Source organism: Gordonia jinhuaensis (assembly GCF_014639795.1).
GTDB classification, from domain to species: domain Bacteria; phylum Actinomycetota; class Actinomycetes; order Mycobacteriales; family Mycobacteriaceae; genus Gordonia_B; species Gordonia_B jinhuaensis.
Map to the genome: position 1 here is coordinate 129,523 of NZ_BMGC01000005.1, position 22,188 is coordinate 151,710.

General features: G+C 66.8%; 19 protein-coding genes. 9 read left to right on the top strand and 10 right to left on the bottom strand.

Annotated elements, in window-relative coordinates; translation table 11 throughout:
- Positions 1-115: 115 nt before the first annotated feature.
- From IEW22_RS05540 to IEW22_RS05575, 8 genes are all read right to left on the bottom strand, one after another.
- Positions 116-547: a DnaJ family domain-containing protein gene (locus IEW22_RS05540; protein ID WP_188585600.1), complete on the bottom strand. Its 432-nt coding sequence runs from the start codon at positions 545-547 to the stop codon at positions 116-118.
- Between the two features lie 12 nt (positions 548-559).
- Entirely contained in the window at positions 560-1,042 is a 483-nt protein-coding gene (locus IEW22_RS05545; protein WP_188585601.1) for a metal-sulfur cluster assembly factor, read from the bottom strand.
- Positions 1,039-1,575 carry a Fe-S cluster assembly sulfur transfer protein SufU gene (gene sufU, locus IEW22_RS05550; RefSeq protein WP_188585602.1) on the bottom strand — a complete coding sequence of 179 codons (537 nt, stop codon included), beginning with the start codon at positions 1,573-1,575 and terminating at the stop codon, positions 1,039-1,041. Before sufU ends, IEW22_RS05545 begins: the two co-directional genes overlap by 4 nt.
- 4 nt (positions 1,576-1,579) lie before the next feature.
- Positions 1,580-2,872 (bottom strand): cysteine desulfurase, encoded by a 1,293-nt coding sequence (locus IEW22_RS05555; RefSeq protein WP_188585672.1) that lies wholly within the window; start codon positions 2,870-2,872, stop codon positions 1,580-1,582.
- Between the two features lie 208 nt (positions 2,873-3,080).
- Positions 3,081-3,854 (bottom strand): Fe-S cluster assembly ATPase SufC, encoded by a 774-nt coding sequence (gene sufC, locus IEW22_RS05560; protein WP_188585603.1) that lies wholly within the window; start codon positions 3,852-3,854, stop codon positions 3,081-3,083.
- Between the two features lie 47 nt (positions 3,855-3,901).
- Positions 3,902-5,143, bottom strand: coding sequence for a Fe-S cluster assembly protein SufD (gene sufD / locus IEW22_RS05565; RefSeq protein WP_188585604.1), 1,242 nt, complete (start codon positions 5,141-5,143; stop codon positions 3,902-3,904).
- Positions 5,143-6,600 (bottom strand): Fe-S cluster assembly protein SufB, encoded by a 1,458-nt coding sequence (gene sufB / locus IEW22_RS05570; protein WP_188585605.1) that lies wholly within the window; start codon positions 6,598-6,600, stop codon positions 5,143-5,145. The genes sufD and sufB overlap by 1 nt, the downstream gene beginning before the upstream one ends.
- Positions 6,597-7,445, bottom strand: a complete 849-nt coding sequence (locus IEW22_RS05575) for a helix-turn-helix transcriptional regulator (RefSeq protein WP_373284132.1) — start codon at positions 7,443-7,445, stop codon at positions 6,597-6,599. Before IEW22_RS05575 ends, sufB begins: the two co-directional genes overlap by 4 nt.
- Positions 7,446-7,950: 505 nt before the next feature.
- On the opposite strand from IEW22_RS05575, the gene mptB reads away from it, so the two are divergent.
- The 5 genes from mptB to IEW22_RS05600 all read left to right on the top strand — a co-directional run bounded on the left by mptB (position 7,951) and on the right by IEW22_RS05600 (position 14,484).
- Positions 7,951-9,708, top strand: a complete 1,758-nt coding sequence (gene mptB / locus IEW22_RS05580; RefSeq protein WP_188585673.1) for a polyprenol phosphomannose-dependent alpha 1,6 mannosyltransferase MptB — start codon at positions 7,951-7,953, stop codon at positions 9,706-9,708.
- A gap of 156 nt (positions 9,709-9,864) precedes the next feature.
- Positions 9,865-10,842: an ABC transporter ATP-binding protein gene (locus tag IEW22_RS05585; protein WP_188585607.1), complete on the top strand. Its 978-nt coding sequence runs from the start codon at positions 9,865-9,867 to the stop codon at positions 10,840-10,842.
- Positions 10,843-10,961: 119 nt separating this feature from the next.
- Positions 10,962-11,741: an ABC transporter permease gene (locus tag IEW22_RS05590; RefSeq protein ID WP_229742214.1), complete on the top strand. Its 780-nt coding sequence runs from the start codon at positions 10,962-10,964 to the stop codon at positions 11,739-11,741.
- Between the two features lie 136 nt (positions 11,742-11,877).
- Positions 11,878-12,873, top strand: a complete 996-nt coding sequence (locus IEW22_RS05595; protein WP_229742215.1) for a COX15/CtaA family protein — start codon at positions 11,878-11,880, stop codon at positions 12,871-12,873.
- Between the two features lie 222 nt (positions 12,874-13,095).
- Positions 13,096-14,484, top strand: coding sequence for an amino acid permease (locus tag IEW22_RS05600; RefSeq protein ID WP_188585609.1), 1,389 nt, complete (start codon positions 13,096-13,098; stop codon positions 14,482-14,484).
- Between the two features lie 21 nt (positions 14,485-14,505).
- Here IEW22_RS05600 and IEW22_RS05605 read toward each other — a convergent pair whose 3' ends face one another.
- Positions 14,506-14,910: a hypothetical protein gene (locus IEW22_RS05605; RefSeq protein ID WP_229742203.1), complete on the bottom strand. Its 405-nt coding sequence runs from the start codon at positions 14,908-14,910 to the stop codon at positions 14,506-14,508.
- Positions 14,911-15,065: 155 nt separating this feature from the next.
- Here IEW22_RS05605 and IEW22_RS05610 point away from each other — a divergent pair, with 155 nt between their 5' ends.
- Complete coding sequence (locus tag IEW22_RS05610; RefSeq protein ID WP_188585610.1) at positions 15,066-16,061, top strand: quinone oxidoreductase family protein; 996 nt, start codon at positions 15,066-15,068, stop codon at positions 16,059-16,061.
- Positions 16,062-16,065: 4 nt separating this feature from the next.
- Here the strand turns inward: IEW22_RS05610 and IEW22_RS05615 are convergent, their stop codons facing one another.
- A complete protein-coding gene (locus IEW22_RS05615) occupies positions 16,066-17,067 on the bottom strand; it encodes a heme o synthase (protein ID WP_268235459.1) in 1,002 nt (333 codons plus the stop codon).
- Positions 17,068-17,389: 322 nt separating this feature from the next.
- Here IEW22_RS05615 and tkt point away from each other — a divergent pair, with 322 nt between their 5' ends.
- The 3 genes from tkt to zwf are packed head-to-tail and all read left to right on the top strand — an operon-like array spanning position 17,390 to position 22,153.
- On the top strand, positions 17,390-19,483 hold the full coding sequence (tkt, locus tag IEW22_RS05620; RefSeq protein ID WP_188585612.1) for a transketolase: 2,094 nt from the start codon (positions 17,390-17,392) through the stop codon (positions 19,481-19,483).
- 4 nt (positions 19,484-19,487) lie between these two features.
- Positions 19,488-20,609, top strand: coding sequence for a transaldolase (gene tal / locus IEW22_RS05625; RefSeq protein WP_188585613.1), 1,122 nt, complete (start codon positions 19,488-19,490; stop codon positions 20,607-20,609).
- 5 nt (positions 20,610-20,614) lie between these two features.
- Positions 20,615-22,153, top strand: a complete 1,539-nt coding sequence (gene zwf, locus IEW22_RS05630) for a glucose-6-phosphate dehydrogenase (protein WP_188585614.1) — start codon at positions 20,615-20,617, stop codon at positions 22,151-22,153.
- Positions 22,154-22,188: the final 35 nt, after the last annotated feature.

The window sequence follows — 22,188 nt, forward strand, 5'->3', positions numbered from 1 at the left end:
GAACAACAGAAGAGATGGGGTACCGATCAGCTGATACTTTGCTGCCGGTTTGCTCAGAGTGTCCGACCGGCCCGTACGAGGGATTCGCCGGCGATCGGCACCTGCGAGCGTGCCGTCAGCGGTGCGACCGAATCTCTCGCCATCGTGCGAGCATCTCGTCGACGTCGATGGTGCCCACCACGATTGTCGACATCGGACCCAGTCCGCCGTCACCGAGCCGGTCACGTTTGACCCGCGAGTTGAAGTCCTCGAACACGCGCCGGACCGCGCCCTCGTCGGCGATGTCGGCCACCGACTCGGGATAGCCGTCGCGCTCCTTGCGCAGCTGCAGACGACTGGGCAGCAGCGACGATGCGTCGAGATTCTCCTCACGCATCTTCTTCTTCGCCCACCAGTCGGGATCGTGACTGTCGCTGAGATCCAACGGCTTACCCGACCCCGGGAGGTTGTCGAAGTCGCCGCGTTCGGTGGCCTCGCGGATGAGCCGGTCGACCCGCGACTCGGGGACCGTCGGCCGATACCAGCGGCGGCGTTTGCGCGCGGTCACTGCTGTCTGGGCTCAGACGGTGAAACCGAGTGCGCGCAGCTGCTCGCGGCCGTCGTCGGTGATCTTCTCCGGACCCCACGGCGGCAGCCACACCCAGTTGATCTCGATCTCGGTGCACAGGCCACCGTTGACGAGCGCGGCACGCGCCTGATCTTCGATCACGTCGGTGAGCGGGCATGCGGCGGAGGTGAGGGTCATGTCGATCTTGGCGACTGCCTCGTCGGTCACCTCCAATCCGTAGACCAGGCCGAGATCCACCACGTTGATCCCGAGTTCGGGGTCGACCACGTCACGCATCGCCTCTTCCACGTCGAACAGCGTGGGCAGTGAGGTGGTCGGTTCCGGTGTCGTCGATGCGGCCACCGTTGTTGATGCGGCAGCCGGTGTCGATGGGCCCGAACCACCGTCTGTCGGATTCCCGGCGGCATCGGATACCACAGCTGCATCGGAGAGGGAGGTATCCGATTCGGTCGCGGCAACACTGTTGTCGGTCATGGCTGTGCAACTTCCTGTCTGGAGTCGTCTGTGGAGGTCGAGGAGGGCGTCGCGACTCGGGCGGTCTCGCCCGGTGTCGCCTTGTCGGGCGGTGTATCGACCGTCTGGACCAGCGCATCCTTGAACGCCATCCAGCCCAGCAGTGCGCACTTCACGCGCGCGGGATATTTGCTCACCCCGGCGAACGCGATGCCGTCACCGAGGATGTCCTCGTCGCCGTCGTCCTTGCCGCGCGAGGTCATCATGGCGTTGAAACGATCCAGGGTGGCGAGCGCCTCGGCGACGTCCATCCCCACCACCTGGTCGTAGAGCACCGACGTGGAGGCCTGGCTGATCGAGCAGCCCTGCCCGTCATAGGAGATGTCCGCGACGGTCGTCCCGTCATCCGACAGCGCCACCCGCAGCGTCACCTCGTCGCCACAGGTGGGGTTCACATGATGAACCTCGGCGCCGAACGGGTCGCGCAGGCCGCGACCGTGGGGGTGCTTGTAGTGATCGAGGATCACTTCCTGGTACATCTGATCCATTCGCATCAGGTCAGCTCCCTTCCCTGTCGGTCCGCTCGCCGGCTGCCTCGGGACGTTCGGGCGCCGGGTCGGCGACCACCCCGAAGAAGCGCTGCGCCGTCACGATCGCGTCGGCGAGTGCGTCGACCTCGGCAAGGGTGTTGTACGCGGCGAAGGAGGCTCGCGCGGTGGCGGCCACCCCGAAGTGACGGTGCAGCGGCCAGGCGCAGTGATGTCCCACCCGGATCGCCACGCCTTCGTCGTCGAGGATCTGGCCGAGGTCGTGGGCGTGGATGCCATCGACGACGAAAGACACTGCTCCGCCGCGGTTGTCGGTGGTGGTCGGTCCGATCACACGGACCCCGTCGATGGCGCCGAGACGTTCGAGTGCATGCGCGACGAGAGCATGCTCGTGGTCGGCGACCGCACTCATACCGAGAACCCGCAGATAGCGCACCGCCGCGCCCAGACCGACGGCCTGTGAGGTCATCGGGACGCCGGCCTCGAAACGCTGCGGGGGTGCGGCGTAGGTCGATCCCTCCATGGTGACGGTCTCGATCATCGACCCGCCGGTGAGGAAGGGTGGCAGCTGGTCGAGGAGGTCGGCCTTCCCGTAGAGCACACCCACGCCGGACGGACCGAACATCTTGTGCCCGGAGAAGGCTGCAAAGTCGACGTCGAGCGCATGGAAGTCCACCGGCATGTGCGGAACCGATTGGCAGGCATCGAGTACGACGAGCGCGCCGACCTCACGGGCCCGGCGCACCATCTCGTCGACGTCGGCGATCGCACCGGTCACATTGGACTGGTGGGCGAAGGCCACCACCTTCACCGAGTCGTCGAGTGTCAGAGAATCGAGGTCGATTCGACCGTCGTCGGTGATTCCGTACCACTTCAGCGTGGCGCCGGTGCGGCGGCACAGTTCTTGCCAGGGAACGAGATTCGCATGGTGCTCGAGTTCGGTGACCACGATCGTGTCAGCGGGACCCAGCGGCCTGCCGCCGAACAATCCAGCCGACCTCTCGTCGCCGAGCGTGTAGGTCACCAGGTTCAGCGACTCGGTCGCGTTCTTGGTGAAGACGATCTCATCGACGTCGGCGCCGACGAAGGCCGCGATGTCCTCCCGTGCACCCTCGTAGGCGTCGGTGGCCTCTTCCGCGAGCTGATGCGCACCGCGGTGGACCGCCGCATTGTTGTGGACGAGGAAGTCCCGCTCGGCGTCGAGTACTTGGGTCGGCCGCTGCGAGGTGGCCCCGGAGTCGAGGTACACCAGCGGTTTCCCGTCGCGCACCGTGCGCGACAGGATCGGGAAATCGGCGCGCATCGCGTCCAGGTCGTACGCCGGACCATCGGTCGCTCGGATGGACTCCTCAGCCGAGGCCGGGTCGATCGTCAACTCGTCTGGTGTGGTTGTCACCGTGATCTCCTAAGGCCTGTCGGGAGTGACAGGGCCGGTCGACGTGCCGTCGCGGCGAAGCGCCGCCGTGGCCGCCACGGGCTGTGGCGGCTGTCCCAGCGGCACTTCCGCCGGCTCAGGCCTGTGCGGTCGCCTTGGTGAAGCGCTCGTAGCCGTTCTCCTCGAGCTCGTCGGCGAGCTCGGGGCCACCCGACTCGACCACGCGGCCCGCCACGAACACGTGGACGAAGTCGGGGTGGATGTAACGCAGGATCCGGGTGTAGTGCGTGATCAGCAGGATCCCCCCGTTCTCGCGCTCCTTGTAGCGGTTGACACCCTCGCTGACCACGCGCAGGGCGTCGACGTCGAGACCCGAGTCGGTCTCGTCGAGGATGGCGAACTTGGGCTTGAGGAGTCCGAGCTGCAGGATCTCGTGACGCTTCTTCTCACCGCCGGAGAATCCCTCGTTGACGCTGCGTTCGGCGAAGGCCGGATCGATGTCGAGTTCGGTCATCGCGGTCTTGGTCTCCTTGACCCAGTGCCGCAACTTCGGTGCCTCACCGCGCACGGCGGTGGCTGCGGTGCGCAGGAAGTTCGACATCGACACACCCGGCACCTCCACCGGATACTGCATCGCGAGGAACAGTCCGGCGCGGGCGCGCTCATCGACGCTCATCTCGAGTACGTTCTCGCCGTCGAGGGTGATCGAGCCCTGTGTCACCACGTATTTCGGATGACCGGCGATCGCGTAGGACAGCGTCGACTTACCCGAGCCGTTGGGGCCCATCAGCGCGTGGGTCTCTCCCGACTTCACGGTCAGGTCGACACCTTTGAGGATGTGGATGGGATCGGCATCGGGGTCGGTCTGGGCGACGTCGACGTGCAGATCGCGGATTTCCAATGTGGACAACGGTTTTCGTCTTTCTCGTGTGCGTCAGTTGGGCTGTGGGGCGGCGATCAGGCGCCGGCGTTCTCGAGTTCGGCCTCGATCGCTGCCGAGAGTCGCTCGCGCAGTTCGGGAACCGAGATGCGGGCGATGACCTCTCCGAAGAAGCCGCGCACCACCAGTCGGCGGGCCTGTTCTTCGGGGATGCCGCGGGCCTGCAGGTAGAACAGCTGCTCGTCGTCGAACCGACCGGTCGCCGAGGCGTGTCCGGCACCGATGATCTCGCCGGTCTCGATCTCCAGATTGGGGACCGAGTCCGCCCGTGCACCGTCGGTGAGCAGCAGGTTGCGGTTGAGTTCGAACGTGTCGGTGCCCTCGGCCTCCGGACGGATCAGCACATCGCCGATCCACACCGTGTGCGCCTCACGCTCGCGACTGCTCGGATCGCCCTGCAGCGCACCCTTGTACACCACATTCGAGCGGCAGTTGGGCTGGCTGTGATCGATCAGCAGGCGCTGCTCGAGATGCTGACCGGCGTCGGCGAAGTACAGACCCCACAGTTCGGCGTCGCCGCCGGGGGCGGTGAAGTGCACGACGGGACTCAGACGCACCAGATCTCCGCCGATGCTCACCGCGAAGTGGCGGACCACGGCGTCGCGGCCCAGTGAGATGTGATGTGCCGGAACGTGTACCGCGTCGTCAGCCCAGTCGTGGACATTGACGACAGTCAGGTGGGCGCTGTCGCCGACGACGAACTCGACGTTCTCGGCGACGGTGCCGCTGCCCTTCTGGTCGATGACGACCACGGCCTTGGCGAATGCCTGCAGGCGGATCTGGGTGTGCGCGTAGGCGACCTCGTCGACACCGGGTCCGTCGACGGTCACGATGATCGGTTCGGACACTTCGTGTTCGGTGCCCACGGTGATCACCGTGGCCGAGGTGAACGACGTGTACGCCTGTGCGGCGATGCGGTCGAAAGGCACGCCGGCGTCGCCGAGACGCCGGTCGTCGCGACCGACGGTCTCGACGGTGACCTTCTCGTCGCCACCGCGAACCGACACGGTCGCCTCTGCGGTGGGCGTGGCGGTCCCGTTGTGCAGGCCCCGCAGGCGACGCAACGGCGTGAAGCGCCACACCTCCTCGCGTGAACTGGGCACCTCGAACGCCTCGACGTCGAAGGAGGTGAAGACCTCACCCTTGTTGGCCGTGGGCCGCGCGGCGGGGTTCTCCCCGGTGACCGCGTCGATCACGCCGTCCCCGGTCGTCTTCCCGCTGTTGATGTTCCCGGTGCCGATGTTCCCTGTCGACGTCATCAGCCGACGGCTCCTTCCATCTGCAGTTCGATGAGGCGGTTGAGCTCGAGTGCGTACTCCATCGGGAGTTCCTTGGCGATGGGTTCGACGAAGCCGCGCACCACCATCGCCATCGCCTCGTCCTCGGTGAGACCGCGGCTCATCAGATAGAACAGCTGATCGTCGCTGACCTTGGAGACCGTGGCCTCGTGACCCATCGTCACGTCGTCCTCACGGATGTCGACGTAGGGGTAAGTGTCGCTGCGTGAGATGGTGTCGACGAGCAGCGCATCGCATTTGACCGTCGAGCGGCTGCCGTGGGCACCCTTGTTCACCTGGATCAGACCCCGGTAGGACGCCCGTCCACCGCCGCGGGCCACCGACTTGGAGACGATGTTGCTCGAGGTGTGCGGCGCCAGGTGCACCATCTTCGAACCGGTGTCCTGATGCTGACCCTCGCCCGCGAAGGCCACCGACAGCACCTCACCCTTGGCGTGTTCACCGGTCATCCACACCGCCGGGTACTTCATGGTGACCTTGGAGCCGATATTGCCGTCGATCCACTCCATGGTCGCGCCGGCCTCGGCCTTCGCGCGCTTGGTCACCAGGTTGTAGACGTTGTTCGACCAGTTCTGGATGGTGGTGTACCGGCACCGACCACCCTTCTTGACGATGATCTCCACCACGGCCGAGTGCAGCGAGTCGGTCTTGTAGATCGGCGCCGTGCAGCCCTCGACGTAGTGCACGTAGGCACCCTCGTCGACGATGATCAGCGTCCGCTCGAACTGCCCCATGTTCTCGGTGTTGATCCGGAAGTAGGCCTGCAGCGGGATGTCGACGTGCACACCCGGCGGGACGTAGATGAACGAGCCGCCCGACCAGACGGCGGTGTTGAGTGCCGAGAACTTGTTGTCACCGGCGGGGATCACCGAGCCGAAGTACTCCTTGAACAGCTCGGGGTGCTCCTTGAGACCGGTGTCGGTGTCGAGGAAGATCACACCCTGGGCCTCGAGATCCTCACGGATCTGGTGGTAGACCACCTCCGACTCGTACTGTGCGGCCACACCGGCGACCAGACGCTGCTTCTCCGCCTCGGGGATGCCCAGCTTGTCGTAGGTGTTCTTGATGTCCTCAGGCAGATCGTCCCAGGACGCTGCCTGCTTCTCGGTCGAGCGCACGAAGTACTTGATGTTGTCGAAGTCGATCCCCTCGAGTCCGGCGCCCCAGGTGGGCATCGGCTTGCGGTCGAAGATCTTGAGCGCCTTGAGCCGGTTCTCGAGCATCCACTCGGGTTCGTTCTTCTTCGACGAGATGTCGGCGACGACCGCGTCGGACAGTCCGCGCTGCGCGGATGCGCCCGCGACGTCGGAGTCGGCCCATCCGTAGCCGTAGTGGCCCAGGGATGCGATCGCCTCCTCCTGGCTCAGCGGCGCGGTCGCGGTGTCGGTTCCGGTGTGGCCGGGGTCGATGACCGTCATCGGGTCTCCTTCGTGTCGACGTGGGTGTGCGGCGCGGGCTGTGCGCCAGTGGTCGGTGTGCCGGCAGATCTTCGGGTCGGCGGCGTGCCGGTGCTCGATCGTGCGGTGGTCGCGGTGTCGGGTGGTTGCTCGCCCGCTACTGCGGCCTCGCCGGAGCTGTGTCCGCGGTGGGCCGTGACCAGCGGCACGTGGGTGGTGCAGGCACAGTCCCCGTTGGCGATCGTGGCCAGACGCTGGACCGGAGTGCCCAGCAGTTCGGTGAAGACCACCGTCTCGGCCTCGCACAGCTCCGGGAACTCTCCGGCGACGTGTGCGACCGGGCAGTGGTGCGCGCAGATCTGCACCCCGGTCCCCACTCGGCGTGTGCTGGCCGAGAATCCGGCGCCGGTCAGTGCGTCGGCGATCTGGTCGGCGGTCGCGGCGACCTCGTCGGCGTCGCCACAGCGTTCAACGGCATCGACCTGCGCGACAATTCCCTCGATGCGGTCGCGCGCGAAGTCGGTGATCGCCTGATCGCCGACCAGCACCCGCAGGCGCTGCATAACCGCACCGGCGAGATCGTCGTAGGCATGACGGAACCGGCCTCGACCGGCCGCCGTGAGTTGATAGCGCTTGGCCGGGCGCCCGCGCGTGCGAGGTGCATAGCGTGACGACGTCGCCGAGGCGCTCACCTCACCGGATGCCATCAGCGCATCGAGATGACGGCGTACGCCGGCGGCACTGATGCCCAGCTCCGAGCCGATCTCGCCGGCGGTGACCGGTCCGTGTTCGAGGAGCATCGTGAGCACGGCGTCACGGGTCTGACCATCTGCCGACCGAACATAGCCCTCATGCGATGCGGTCACCGCAGGTGAGGGACCGGATTCTGGCCGCGGCGAGCCTGATGAGCCGACACCCGGGAACGAACTGTCCCGGGTGTCCACATCGGTTCGCGTAGTTTTCACAACACAAGTGTGTCGTAATTCGAACCGCATTTCCAGCAAGGGTGCCCTACCTCTCGCCCTACCCCGCGCCCCAGCCCTCTCAGCAGCCCGCTCCGGGGCGGCGAACCAATCGCACCGGCTCGCCGACGCCGCTGCCGATTCGTTTCGCGGCGGCACTCCTCTAGAGTCGGCGTCTGTGTCGGACGGATCAACGCTGAGGCGACCGGCGCGTTCCGACGCTCCCGGGCCGGCCGACGTCGACGCGTCGGACGCTCGGTCGCATGCGCTGGATCCCGACGGGGTTGACCAAGCGGCTGATCACGGGGCCGAGGGACGCCGGGGTGCGGCCGATCCCGCCCCGGACACCACTCCGGGAACCTCTCCCGCCGACACGACCACGACCGCGCCCAGCAGACCGGTCACCGCGCTGCGCCGAGCGGGGCGCTACCTCGGTCTGCTCTCCGACGACCAGACGAGCGACCGGCCCGGTGACTACGGCACCGCTGTCGCGCGGCTGCACAGCTCCGACGGCGAGTCCGGACCGCTCACCCGCGCCGAGAACCACCGGCTGCATCGCATCCGGCTGTTCGGCTGTGTGGGGTCGATCTTCATCCTCGTCGGGTCGCTGGGAACCGGGGCGCTGCCGGTGCTGCAGAATCCGATCGCCGGTGTCCGGGTGCTTTCGCTGCCTGCGCGCATGTGGACCACCGCGCTGACCATCTCGATCGCGGGCAGCATCATCCTGGTCATCGCCTGGATCATGATCGGGCGCTACGCGGTGGGACGCTACGGCGCCGACGTGATCGGCCGTCGCGGGCCGAGGCGCCGGATGAGCCGTCGCCAGGCAGACCGCACCCTCGTGCTGTGGATAGCGCCGATCGTGCTGGCACCACCGCTGCTGAGCAAGGACGTCTACTCCTACCTCGCGCAATCGGCGATCGCCTACCGCGGCCTGGACCCCTACACCGTCACCCCGATCCGGGGGCTCGGCGTCGACCACGTGTTCACCCGCTCGGTGCCGACGCTGTGGCGAGACACCCCCTCGCCCTACGGGCCGCTGTTCCTGTGGATCGGCAAGGGGATCACCGCCATCACCGGCGAGAACATGACCGCCGCGATCTTCCTGCACCGCTGTGTGGCGTTGGTCGGAGTGGCACTGATCGTGTGGGCGCTCCCGCGACTGGCCGCCCGGTGCGGAGTGTCCGACGTCGCGGCGCTCTGGCTGGGGGCGATGAACCCGCTGCTGATCCTGCATCTGGTGGGCGGCATCCACAACGAGGCGCTGATGATCGGGCTGATGCTCGCCGGCCTCGAGCTGTGCTTCCGGGCCATCTACGGATCCGACAGGTTACGGCGTGCCGGCAGCCTCGCACCCACCAGGGCCGGTTGGATCCTCCTGGCCGGCGCCGCGATCATCTCGGCCTCCGCGATGGTGAAGATCGCCTCCCTTCTCGCACTGGGGTTCGTGGGCGTGGCCCTGGCGATGCGCTGGGGTGCGACGCTGCCGGCGCTGCGCAACGCCCCGCTGCGGCAGTGGTGGCACCGCTCGCGGCGCACGGTCGCCGCACTCGCCGGCGCCGCGGGACTGCTCCTGTCGGTGTTCGTGGTGATGCTGGTGTTCTTCTCCGCCGCCTCCGGGCTGGGCTTCGGCTGGGTGCACACCCTGAGCACCGGATCGGTGGTCCGCTCCTGGATGTCGATGCCGACGCTGCTCGCGGTGACCAGCGGGCGCATCGGGATCCTGATGGGGCTCGGCGACCAGTCGCAGGCCATGCTCGACGTAGCCCGACCCGTCGGGCAGGTGATCGCGGCGTTGTTCATCGTGCGCTGGCTGCTGGCGGTGCTGGCCGGACGTATCCACCCGCTGGGCGGTCTGGGACTGGCGATGGCCACCTTCGTGCTGTTCTTCCCGTTCGTGCAGCCCTGGTATCTGCTGTGGGCGATCATCCCGCTGGCCGCCTGGGCGACCGGTCGCTGGTTCCGCCTCGGCGCGATGTGGGTGTCGGCGATCATCGCGGTGGTGGTCTTCCCCACCGGTGCGGGGACCCGACCGTTCCAGCTCGCCGAGGCACTGGTCGCCTCGGTGATCACCGTGGCGATCCTGATGGCACTGTTCTTCGAGGAACACCCCTCCCGTCTCCTCCGGCGTCGGCGCGCGCAGCGGTCCGAGCAGGGTGTGCGGTGACGATCACTCACCGGCGATGTCTTATCGTCACCGGTGACCGGATTCGGTGTGCGGCGCCGGCACACATATCCTGGTCGGGACAGAGTACGAGCAGGACGGGGTGGCGCGAATTCATGGCAGCGAGCTCATCGCAACGGTGCGCAGCCGGGTGATGTCGTGACGACCCGGTCGACCTCCTCGCGGGCGTCCGCCGGAACCGCCGGCGGCGCGGATTCCTCGACGGCGCTGCGTGTACGCGACCTGGTGAAGTCCTTCGACGGCACCGTCGCGGTGGGCGGACTCGACCTCGATCTCGACCGAGGCGAGGTCCTGGCGCTGTTGGGCCCCAACGGCGCAGGCAAGACGACAACGGTCGAGATCTGTGAGGGCTTCACCGAACCCGACAGCGGAACCGTCGAGGTCCTTGGCCTGAACCCCACCACCGACAACGATGCCCTGCGCGCACGGATCGGCGTCATGCTCCAGGGCGGCGGCGCCTACCCGGGTGCTCGCGCAGGCGAGATGCTGCGGCTGTGCGCCGCCTACTCGGCCGACCCCATCGATCCGCGCTGGTTGATGGACAACCTCGGCCTCACCGATGTCGAGCGTGTCCCCTACCGGCGTCTGTCGGGTGGGCAGCAGCAGCGTCTGTCGCTCGCGTGCGCACTGGTCGGGCGGCCGGAGATGGTGTTCCTCGACGAACCCACCGCGGGGATGGATGCGCATGCGCGGATCATGGTGTGGGAGTTGATCGATCGGCTCCGCGGCGACGGTGTGGCGATCCTGTTGACCACCCATCTCATGGACGAGGCCGAAGAACTGGCCGACAATCTGGTGATCATCGACCACGGTGTCTGCGTGGCCCGGGGCACACCGGCCGAACTCACCCATCGCGGCGCCGAGAACGAACTGCGCTTCCGCGCCCCCCGCCACCTCGACCTCACACTGCTCACCGCGGTGCTGCCCGAAGACTACGTCTGCGCCGAGACCGCTCCCGGTTCGTATGTGGTGCGCGGCGACGTGACCCCGCAGGTGCTCGCGACGGTGACGGCGTGGTGCGCCAAAATCAATGTGCTCGCCACCGATCTGCGCGTGGAGACGCGCAGCCTCGAGGACGTGTTCCTCGACCTGACCGGACGGGAGTTGCGTCCGTGACCTCACCCCGACAATCCCCTCGCACCCCTGGAGCCCCTCGCACCACCCGGGCCTCTCGCGCCGCCCAGGACACCGACGGTGTCGGGACCGCCGGTGCCACCGGCGTCGCTGGCACCTCGATCCCGGGGCCGAACCGCTTCGAACCGGGGACGTTCACCCCGCATCCGGCACCGGCACCGGTGTCGCGGATGCTCGCCGCGCAGACCCGGATGGAGCTGACGCTGCTGCTGCGCAACGGCGAACAGATCCTGCTGACCATGCTCATCCCCATCACCTTGTTGGTGGTGTTGTGTCTGATGCCCATCGGTCACTTCGACGAACCGCGGGCCAACGTCTTCGTGCCGGCGATCATGACGGTGGCGGTGATGTCCACCGCGTTCACCGGTCAGGCGATCGCGGTGGGGTTCGATCGCCGCTACGGCGCGTTGAAACGGCTTGGCGCAACCCCTCTGCCGCGCTGGGGTGTGATCGCGGGCAAATCGGCCGCGGTGACGATCGTGGTGATCCTGCAGGCCATCATCATCGGCCTGATCGGCCTGGCGTTCGGATGGCACTGGACCTGGACGGGATTGGTCCTCGGCGCGGTGATCATCGCCTTGGGAACGGTCACCTTCTCGGCATTGGGACTGCTGCTCGGCGGCACCCTCAAGGCCGAGATCGTGCTGGCGCTGGCCAACATCCTGTGGTTCCTGTTCATCGCGATCGGCAGCCTGGTGATCGTGCGCGATAACGTGCCGACCGCAGTGCACTGGATCGCGAGAATCACCCCGTCAGGCGCTCTGAGCGAGGCCTTGCACCAGGCTGCGGACGGATCGTTCGATGTATTCGGCGTCGTCATCCTCGTGGTGTGGGCGGTGGTGGCGGGCACGCTGGCCGTCCGGTGGTTCCGGTTCACATGACACGAACAGGGACGACGCGAACAGGGATGGCGCGAACAGGGACTCTGCGGACGCGAACCGCCGACACCACCCGGCTCCGCGCGGCCCGGTGCCGCGGTCACAGACGAAAGTTTCGAGTGAGGACAAGCAAGTGCACGTGATCTCCCGCGGCTTCAACCGACTCGTCGGTGTGCTCCCCCTGCCGTCACTGCGGGTCCAGGTGATCATCGCCTGGCTGGTGCTCATCAGCCAGGCCGGGATCTGCGTCACCGGTTCGATCGTGCGCGTGACGTCTTCGGGTCTGGGATGCCCCACCTGGCCGCAGTGTTTTCCGGGCAGCTTCACCCCCACCCCCCACGAGGCGGTGCCGGGAATCCATCAGGCGGTGGAGTTCGGCAACCGCATGCTGTCGCTGCTCGTGGTCGTCACCGCGATCCTGATCGTCCTGGCGGTGACCAGGGCCGGTCGGCGCACCGAGGTGAAGGTCTATGCGTGGCTGATGCCCGCCTCGACTGTGGTGCAGGCCGTGGTCGGCGGGATCACCGTCAAGACCGGGCTGGTGTGGTGGACGGTGTCGATCCACATGCTGTTGTCGCTGGCCATGGTGTGGCTGTCGGTGATGCTCCTGGAGAAAGTCCGTGAACCCGACGACGGCACATATGTCGCGCTGGTCCCCGCCCCACTGCGGTGGCTGACCGCTCTGTCGGCGCTGGCGATGGCGGGGACCGCGATCGCCGGGACCATGGTGACCGGCGCCGGACCCCACGCCGGTGACCAGAACGTCGACAAGCCGGTGCCACGGCTGCGGGTGGAGATCGTCACGCTCGTACACCTGCACGCCGACCTGCTCATCGCCTACCTCAGTCTGCTGGTGGCCCTCGGTTTCGCACTGTGGGCTGTGCACGCCTCCGCACGTATCCGCACTCGACTCTATGTCGTGATCGTGATCGTGATCGCCCAGGCGGCGGTGGGGATTGCGCAATACGCACTGCACGTCCCCTCGCAGCTGGTCGTGCTGCATGTGCTCGGCGCCACCGCATGTGTGGCTGCGACCGCAGCGCTGTGGGTGTCGCTGCGTCCGCGACTGGAGTCGCCGCATGTGCAGGGCACCCCCTCAGCCGAGCAGACGCTGCGCGAACAGACCCTCGCCTGAGGAGTCCGCAGACCTCGACGTGCGGGCGCGTGCGGTGGCAGGGCGACGTCACATCACACGACGGCACGCCCATTCCGTCGGATCTGCGAAGTGAGAGCCTCGCGGTCTGGTAGTCAAGATGTCTGGGTTGGTCGCGTTGTCCGGACCGGCCGAGACGTCTGGGCGCGCACAGCCGACTCCGGCTGACGTCGCCGTCACGCCACGCCGCATGAGGGGGAATGCATGTCGACTACAGAGGGCAACGTCGCCACCGAGGCGAAACCGGCCGAACTCGGAGCCAATCTGAAGCCGCGTCACATCACGATGATCTCGATCGCCGGCGTCATCGGCGCAGGGTTGTTCGTCGGCTCGGCGAATGCGATCACCAAGGCCGGGCCTGCGGTCCTCATCCCCTACGCAATGGCCGGGGCGCTGGTGGTCCTCGTGATGCGGATGCTCGGCGAGATGGCCACCGCCAACCCCGACACCGGCTCGTTCTCCGTCTACGCCGATCGCGCACTGGGTCACTGGGCCGGGTTCTCGGTCGGCTGGCTGTACTGGTGGTTCTGGGTGCTGGTGATACCGGTCGAAGCCACGGCCGCGGCGACCATCCTCACCGATCTGGTGGGTGGTGCGCAGTGGATCTGGGCGCTCGCGGTGACGCTGTTGCTGACGGTGACCAACCTCGCCAGCGTCGGCAACTACGGCGAGTTCGAGTTCTGGTTCGCACTGATCAAGGTGGTCGCGATCGTCGCATTCATCCTCGTGGGCGTCGCCGCGATGCTGGGATGGTTCCCCGACTCGCAGGTCAGCGGCATCAGTCATCTCTGGCAGCCGGATGGGTTCATGCCCAACGGATTCGGCGCCGTCATCGCGGGCATGCTGATCACGATGTTCTCGTTCATGGGTACCGAGATCGTCACGATCGCCGCGGCCGAATCACCCGACCCGCAGCGCGGGATCACCCGTGCGGTCAACTCGGTGATCTGGCGGATCTCGCTGTTCTACATCGGATCCATCTTCGTGGTCGTGGCGCTGATGCCCTACAACAAGCTCGACAACGGGTCCTACCAGTCGGTGCTGGAGGCGATCGGGATCCCCGGCTCGAAGGTGATCATGGACATCGTCATCCTCACCGCTGTCGCGTCATGCCTGAACTCGGCGCTCTACACCGCCTCGCGGATGATGTTCTCGCTGGGAACGCGCGGCGACGCCCCGCAGGTGGTGCGACGGCTGTCGCCGAAGGGCGTGCCGTGGATCGCGGTGCTGATGTCGATGGTCATCGGCTTTCTCGCGGTGATCGGCAACTACGTGCTGCCCGACAAGATCTTTGCGTGGCTGCTTGCGACGAGCGGTGCGATCGCGCTGTTCGTCTACCTGACCATCGCCGCCAGTCAGCTGGTCCTGGGCCGCACGCTGCGCCACGAGGGCCAACGGCCGCCGGTGCGGATGTGGTTGTTCCCCTACCTGACCGGAGCGGTGATGGCCTTCATCATCGCCGTGCTGCTCCTGATGGTCTTCGACCCCGACCAGCGCCAGGCGATCGTGTTCTCGGCGATCTCGGCTGTGATCATCGTCGCCGCGGGCATCGTGGTGCAGCGCCGACGACGTCAGGTGCCCGCCGCCGCATGACCGCGGCGGGGCCTGCCGGGCTCAGGTGTTGGCGACCCAGCCGGCCATCTTGCGCCAGTGACCGGGCGCCGGAGTCGCCGTCGAGGTGAGGTCGCGGTCCCATTCGGCGACCTCCACTCCGTCGACCGCATCGACGACCGCCGTGGCGGTGTCGAGATCGTCGACGACCTCGTCGCCCAGGATGCCGCCCTCGGCGGCCACCAGGGTGATGCGCACGCCCGCACCGCCGATCGGCTGCAGCACGGCCTTCGCCGAACCGCCGTTGCGCCTGACGTAGCCCTCGATGGCCTTGACCACGCCACGCGGTGCGGCGTGTGCTGCATGCTTGCCGCCGGAGGCGGTGTCCCCGGTGCCGGAGGCGGTGGTGTTCTCTGTGCCGGAGGCGGTGGTCTCCTCGGTGCCGACGGTGCTGGTGTCCTCGCTCATGGGTGTTGAGTCTAGCGTCGCCACGGCTGCGCCCCGTCCGGCAGTCGCACCCCGACCGATCGGCGCCGAACGCGATGCGGCGTGACGGGGCGCTCCCGATGCCGTACCCGCGATGTCGGGATCGATCGCCGCCCAGACAGGGTAGAACTGAACGCATGTGGGCCATCGAAGTGACCGCACACGGCGGTCCGGAGGTACTGGAGCATCGACAGATCAGCGACCCGGAGCCCGGTCCCGGCGAAGTGCTCGTCGCGACGCGCGCGGTCGGCGTCAACTTCATCGACACCTATCTGCGAGAGGGGATGTATCCCTCGAACCCTCCGTATGTGCCCGGCTCCGAGGGGGCCGGTGACATCGTCGCGGTCGGGTCCGGCGTGGACCCTTCCCGCATCGGGGAGCGGGTGGCCTGGGCCGATGCGCCGGCGAGTTATGCCGAGCTGGTGCGGGTTCGCGCTCCCCGTGCGGTGCACCTGCCCGACGACGTGAGCTATGAGCAGGCGGCCGGGGTCATGCTGCGCGGGATGACGGCTCACTACCTGCTCGACGGCAGCGCACATCCCGGCGAGGGCGACACGGTGCTGCTGCACGCCGGCGCCGGTGGCGTGGGGTTGCTGCTGACCCAGATGGCCCGCGACAAGGGCATCCGGGTGATCACCACCGTGTCGACCGATGAGAAGGAACGACTGTCCCGGCAGGCCGGTGCGGCCGAGGTACTGCGGTACTCCCCCGATCTGGCGCAGCGGGTTCGTGACCTCACCGCCGGCGATGGCGTCGCAGTGGCCTATGACGGCGTGGGCGCCTCGACGTTCGAGGCCAGTCTCGCCGCGACCCGGGTACGCGGGATGATCGTGCTGTTCGGTGCGGCCAGCGGTCCGGTGCCGCCGTTCGACCTGCAGCGCCTCAACCCGGCCGGCTCATTGTCGGTGACGCGACCCACGCTGGGGCATTTCATCGCCTCCGACGAGGAACTGAACTGGCGCGCGGGAGCGGTCCTCGGCGCGGTCGCCGAGGGTCGCTTGCAGGTGGATGTCTCGGCGACCTATCCGCTGGCGCGGGCCGCGGACGCCCAGACCGATCTCGCCGCACGCAAGACCACCGGGTCGACGGTGCTCACCGTCGCGGGATCCGACGGGGCGGTCGCTCGGCAGTAGTCGCTCAGAAGTAACTGAGGATGGTCGGGAGGTTGACCACCGAGTCGACGGCGAGGCCGCAGAACACGATCGCCAGGTATTCGTTGGACTTGAGGAAGATCTTCAGCGGCGTGACCGGCGCACCGCGCAGGGTGTCGCGGTAGAGCTTGTGCACGACGACCAGGAACCAGGCGCCGGCGACCACGGCGACGGCCAGGTAGATCCAGGATGCGGCCGGGATGAGCGCGAACGTGCACAGCACCGTCAGCCACGTGTAGATCATGATCAGCCGGGTGACCCGGGCTTCGCTCGCGATCACCGGCAGCATCGGCACGCCGGCCGCGCGGTAATCCTCCTTGTAGCGCATCGCCAGCGCCCAGGTGTGCGGCGGCGTCCAGAAGAAGATCACCAGGAACAACACGATCGGTTCCCAGCTCAGCGATCCGCGGACGGCGGCCCAGCCCACCAGCGTGGGCATACAGCCGGCCGCACCACCCCACACGACGTTCTGCCATGTCCGCCGCTTGAGGATCATCGTGTAGACGCCGACGTAGAAGGCGATCGTGATCATCACCAGGATCGCCGACAGGAGGTTGGCGCCCAGCCACAGCACTAGGAACGACACCACAGCCAGGACCAGACCGAAGATCAGCGCGTTTCGTCTGCTCACCGCATCACGGGCCAGCGGACGGCGTTCGGTTCGCTTCATCTTCTGATCGATGTCGGCGTCGACCACCATGTTCAGCGAGTTGGCGCTCGCGGCGCCGAGCCAGCCGCCGATCAGGGTCACAACGATCAGGCCGAGATGGATCACGCCCCTGTCGGCCAGCAGCATCACCGGAATGGTGGCGACCAGCAGCAATTCGATGACGCGGGGCTTCGTCAGCGCGACATAGGCGGCGAACGTCGAACGTACGCGGCGCAGGACACCACTGTGTTCGGTTGCCTCAGACGACTGATCGGGCTCTCCCGACGACGATCGAGTGGGTGCGAAACCGTGTCCGCTCACACGCACCCCTATCTGCACCCGTCGTCGTGCACATCCCCCGCCATGGCAGGACTCCTCACAGGCGATGTCGCGGGAACCGGAGGGTCCTTCCGGCGACACCGTCGATCTACTACAACGCATGGTAGACGCCGAGCGCCGAGACGCAGAATCCGGTCGCTTTAGTGTGTTGACGTACTCGCACGACTAGGCTGGATCCCGACGCCATGCGGAACGCCGACGAAGTCTTCCGGTACTGCGACGAAGCGGTGCACGTCCATTGCCGAACCAGGCGCCCCACCAGCACGGCTGCAGGTTGTACGAGGTGCGAAACGAATTGACGGCAGGAGAAGCACGAGTGTCCATGACTGACGAAATCCGCGATCTGACCAAGCCCTCGTATCCCGAGGACTGGACAGATGTCGACACACGAGCGGTCGACACAGCGCGTGTGCTCGCCGCCGACGCCGTCCAGAAGGTCGGAAACGGCCATCCGGGCACCGCGATGAGCCTGGCGCCGCTGGCCTACACGCTGTTCCAGCGTGTGATGCGTCACGACCCGACCGACACCACCTGGCTGGGACGGGATCGATTCATCCTGTCGTGCGGGCATTCGAGCCTGACGCTCTATATCCAGCTCTACTTCGGTGGATTCGGTCTGGAACTGGAAGATCTGGAATCCCTGCGTACCTGGGGATCCAAGACCCCAGGCCACCCAGAGTTCCGTCACACCAAGGGCGTGGAGATCACCACCGGGCCGCTCGGCCAGGGTCTGGCCTCGGCGGTCGGGATGGCAATGGCCTCCCGTCGCGAACGCGGCCTGTTCGACCCCGATCCGGCCTGGGGTGAGAGCCCGTTCGACCACTACATCTATGTGATCGCCTCCGACGGCGACATCGAGGAGGGCATCACCTCCGAGGCGTCCTCACTGGCCGGCACCCAGCAGCTGGGGAACCTCATCGTCTTCTACGACGACAACAAGATCTCCATCGAGCACGACACCAAGATCGCGCTGACCGAGGACACCGCCAAACGGTATGAGGCCTACGGCTGGCATGTGCAGGTCGTCGAGGGCGGTGAGGACGTGACCGCGATCGAGAAGGCCGTCGCCGAGGCCAAGAAGGTCACCGACCGCCCCTCGTTCATTCTGATGCGCACCATCATCGGTTATCCGGCGCCGAACAAGATGAACACCGGCGGTGTGCACGGCTCGGCACTCGGCGAGGCCGAGGTCGCCGCCACCAAGCAGGTGCTCGGGTTCGACGCGGACAAGTCGTTCCAGGTGTCCGACGAGGTGATCTCGCACACGCGCGAACTCGTCGAACGCGGCCACAAGGCACATGAGGCGTGGCAGTCCGACTTCGACGCCTGGGCGACCCGTGAGCCCGAGCGCAAGAAGCTGCTCGACCGCGTGACCGCCGACGAGTTGCCGTCCGGCTGGGCCGACGTGCTCCCCACCTGGGAGCCCGGCAGCAAGCCAGTCGCGACCCGCGCCGCCTCCGGAGCGGTGCTGTCGGCCATCGGTCCGGTCCTGCCCGAGATCTGGGGCGGCTCGGCCGACCTCGCCGGCTCGAACAACACCACGATCAAGGGCGCCGACTCGTTCGGTCCGACGAGTATCGCGACCGCGGATTGGAATGCCGAGCCCTACGGCCGGACGCTGCACTTCGGTGTTCGCGAACACGCGATGGGTGCGATCCTCTCGGGCATCGTGCTGCACGGTCCGACCCGCGCCTACGGCGGCACGTTCCTCCAATTCAGTGACTACATGCGGCCGGCGGTCCGGCTGGCGTCGCTGATGGACATCGATCCGATCTACATCTGGACGCACGACTCGATCGGTCTCGGCGAGGACGGCCCGACCCACCAGCCGGTGGAACACATCTCGGCTCTTCGTGCCATCCCGAATCTGTCGGTGGTCCGACCTGCCGATGCCAACGAGACCGCGTACGCGTGGAAGACCGTGATCGGCAAGTCGTCGAGCAGCGGCCCGGTCGGTCTGTGCCTCACCCGCCAGAACGTCGAGGTCCTCGAGGGCACCGATGCCGACGGCGTGTCGAAGGGTGCCTATGTGCTGGTCGAGTCGTCGACCGCACTGCCCGAGGTGATCCTGATCGGCACCGGCTCGGAGGTCGAGATCGCGGTGGAGGCCGCCAAGAAGCTCGAATCGCAAGGTGTGGGAACACGCGTCGTCTCGATGCCGTGTATGGAGTGGTTCGAGAGCCAAGACCAGAATTATCGCGACCAGATCCTGCCGCCGACCGTGCGTGCACGCGTGTCGGTCGAGGCAGGTATCGCGATGAGCTGGCACAAGATCGTGGGGGGATTCGGGGAGTGCGTCTCGCTGGAGCACTACGGCGAGTCGGCTGATTACAAGACGCTGTACCGCGAATTCGGGATCACTCCCGATGCCGTTGTTGCAGCGGCGCAACGCTCGCTCACCAATGTGAAGGGATGAACCCATGGCCCAGAACGACAATCTCGCAGCGCTCGCCGCAGCCGGCGTCTCTGTCTGGCTCGACGACCTGTCTCGCGACCGACTCAACTCCGGGAACCTGCAGGAGCTGATCGACACCAAGTCGGTCACCGGCGTCACCACCAACCCGTCGATCTTCCAGGCGGCGATGTCGAAGGGTCACGCCTACGACCAGCAGCTCGCCGAACTCGCGGCGCGCGGTGCCGATGCCGATTCGGCGGTACGCACGATGACCACCGACGACGTCCGCAACGCCTGCGACGTGTTCACCCAGGTCTACGCGGCCACCAACTCGATGGACGGCCGGGTGTCGATCGAGGTCGATCCGCGCCTGGCCAACGACACCGACCAGACGATCGCCCAGGCCTCGGAGCTCTGGAAGATCGTCGACCGCCCCAACGCACTGATCAAGATCCCGGGCACCAAGGCCGGACTGCCCGCCATCACCAAGGCGATCAGTGAGGGCATCAGCGTCAACGTCACCCTGATCTTCTCGGTGGACCGTTACCGCGAGGTGATGGCTGCCTACCTGGCCGGACTCGACCAGGCCAAGGCTGCCGGACATGACCTGTCGACGATCCGCTCGGTCGCGTCCTTCTTCGTCTCCCGCGTCGACACCGAGGTGGACAAGCGGCTCGACGCCATCGGCTCCGACGAGGCGCTCGCGCTCAAGGGCAAGGCCGCGCTGGCCAACGCCCGACTGGCCTACGTCGCCTACCAGGAGGTCTTCGACAACGGCGACACCTTCGCCGCACTGGCCTCCTCCGGAGCGAATCCGCAACGCCCGCTGTGGGCGTCCACCGGCACCAAGAACCCGGACTATCCCGACACCCTCTACGTCGGCGATCTGGTGGCGCCCAACACGGTCAACACCATGCCGGAGAAGACGATGGATGCGTTCGCCGACCACGGCGAGGTCCACACTGACTCGATCCTCGGCCGCGGGGCGGAGTCCCAGGAGGTGTTCGACAAGCTGACCGCTGTCGGCATCGACATGGACGATGTCTATGTCGTACTCGAGGACGAGGGCGTCGAGAAGTTCAAGGTCGCCTGGACCGAACTCCTCGATGCCACCAAGACCCAGCTGTCGGAAGCGTCGAAAGGCTGACATAGGTGAGTGAGTCGAGCGGTTCGTGGTTCAACCCCCTGCGCGATCCGCGCGACAAGCGTCTCCCCCGGATCGCCGGTCCGTGCAGTCTGGTCATCTTCGGCGTGACAGGTGACCTGGCACGCAAGAAGCTGATGCCTGCCGTCTACGATCTGGCCAATCGCGGTCTCCTGCCGCCCGCATTCGCCCTTGTCGGGTTCGCTCGACGCGATTGGGACGACGAGGATTTCGCGAAGGTCGTTCACGATGCCGTGCGTGATCACGCGCGGACCGGCTTCCGTGAAGAGGTGTGGGAGCGACTGTCGGAGGGGTTCCGGTTCGTCGAGGGCAGCTTCGACGACGACGCGGCTTTCGACAAGCTGCGCGACACACTGCTCGCGCTCGACAAGGAGCGCGGCACCGACGGCAACCACGCCTTCTATCTGTCGATTCCCCCGAAGGCCTTCCCCACGGTCTGCGAACAACTCGACCGCAGCGGGCTCGCCCGGGAGGAGAACGACCGGTGGCGACGGGTGGTGATCGAGAAGCCGTTCGGTCACGATCTGGAGTCGGCCAAGGAACTCAACGCCATCGTCAACTCGGTGTTCCCCGAGTCGTCGGTCTTCCGCATCGACCACTATCTCGGCAAGGAGACGGTGCAGAACATCCTGGCGTTGCGGTTCGCGAACCAGATGTTCGACCCGCTGTGGAGCTCCAACTACATCGACCATGTGCAGATCACGATGGCCGAGGACATCGGGTTGGGCGGGCGCGCCGGATATTACGACGGCATCGGCGCCGCCCGCGACGTGATCCAGAACCATCTGATGCAGCTCATGGCGCTGGTCGCGATGGAGGAGCCGATCTCGTTCGAGCCCAAGCAGTTGCAGACCGAGAAGATCAAGGTCCTCTCGGCGACCCGCAACATCCTGCCGCTCGACGAGAACACCGCACGGGGTCAGTACGGCCCCGGCTGGCAGGGCAGTGAGAAGGTGCCCGGACTCCTCGAGGAGGAGGGCTTCGCCAAGGACTCCAGGACGGAGACCTACGCGGCGATCGCCGTCGAGGTCGACAGTCGCCGGTGGGCGGGGGTGCCGTTCTACCTCCGTACCGGAAAACGATTGGGACGCAGGGTCACCGAGATCGCGCTGGTGTTCAAACGTGCACCACATCTGCCGTTCGACAAGACGATGACGGAGGATCTGAGTCAGAACGCGCTGGTGATCCGCGTGCAGCCCGACGAGGGCATCACCCTGCGGTTCGGGTCGAAGGTGCCCGCGTCGAGTATGGAAGTGCGCGACGTGAACATGGACTTCAGTTACGGCACCGCCTTCACCGAGGCCTCCCCGGAGGCCTACGAACGGCTCATCCTCGACGTGCTGCTCGGCGAGCCCTCGCTGTTCCCGGTGAACGAGGAAGTCGAATTGTCCTGGAAGATCCTCGATCCCGTCATCGAGGCATGGGCCGATCACGGCGCCCCCGACACCTATGAGGCGGGTACGTGGGGGCCGAAGTCGGCCGACGAGATGATGGAACGGGTGGGCCGCGAATGGCGCCGTCCGTGAGTGGTTCCCCCGCTCCCAGCAGTTCCGGCACGCCC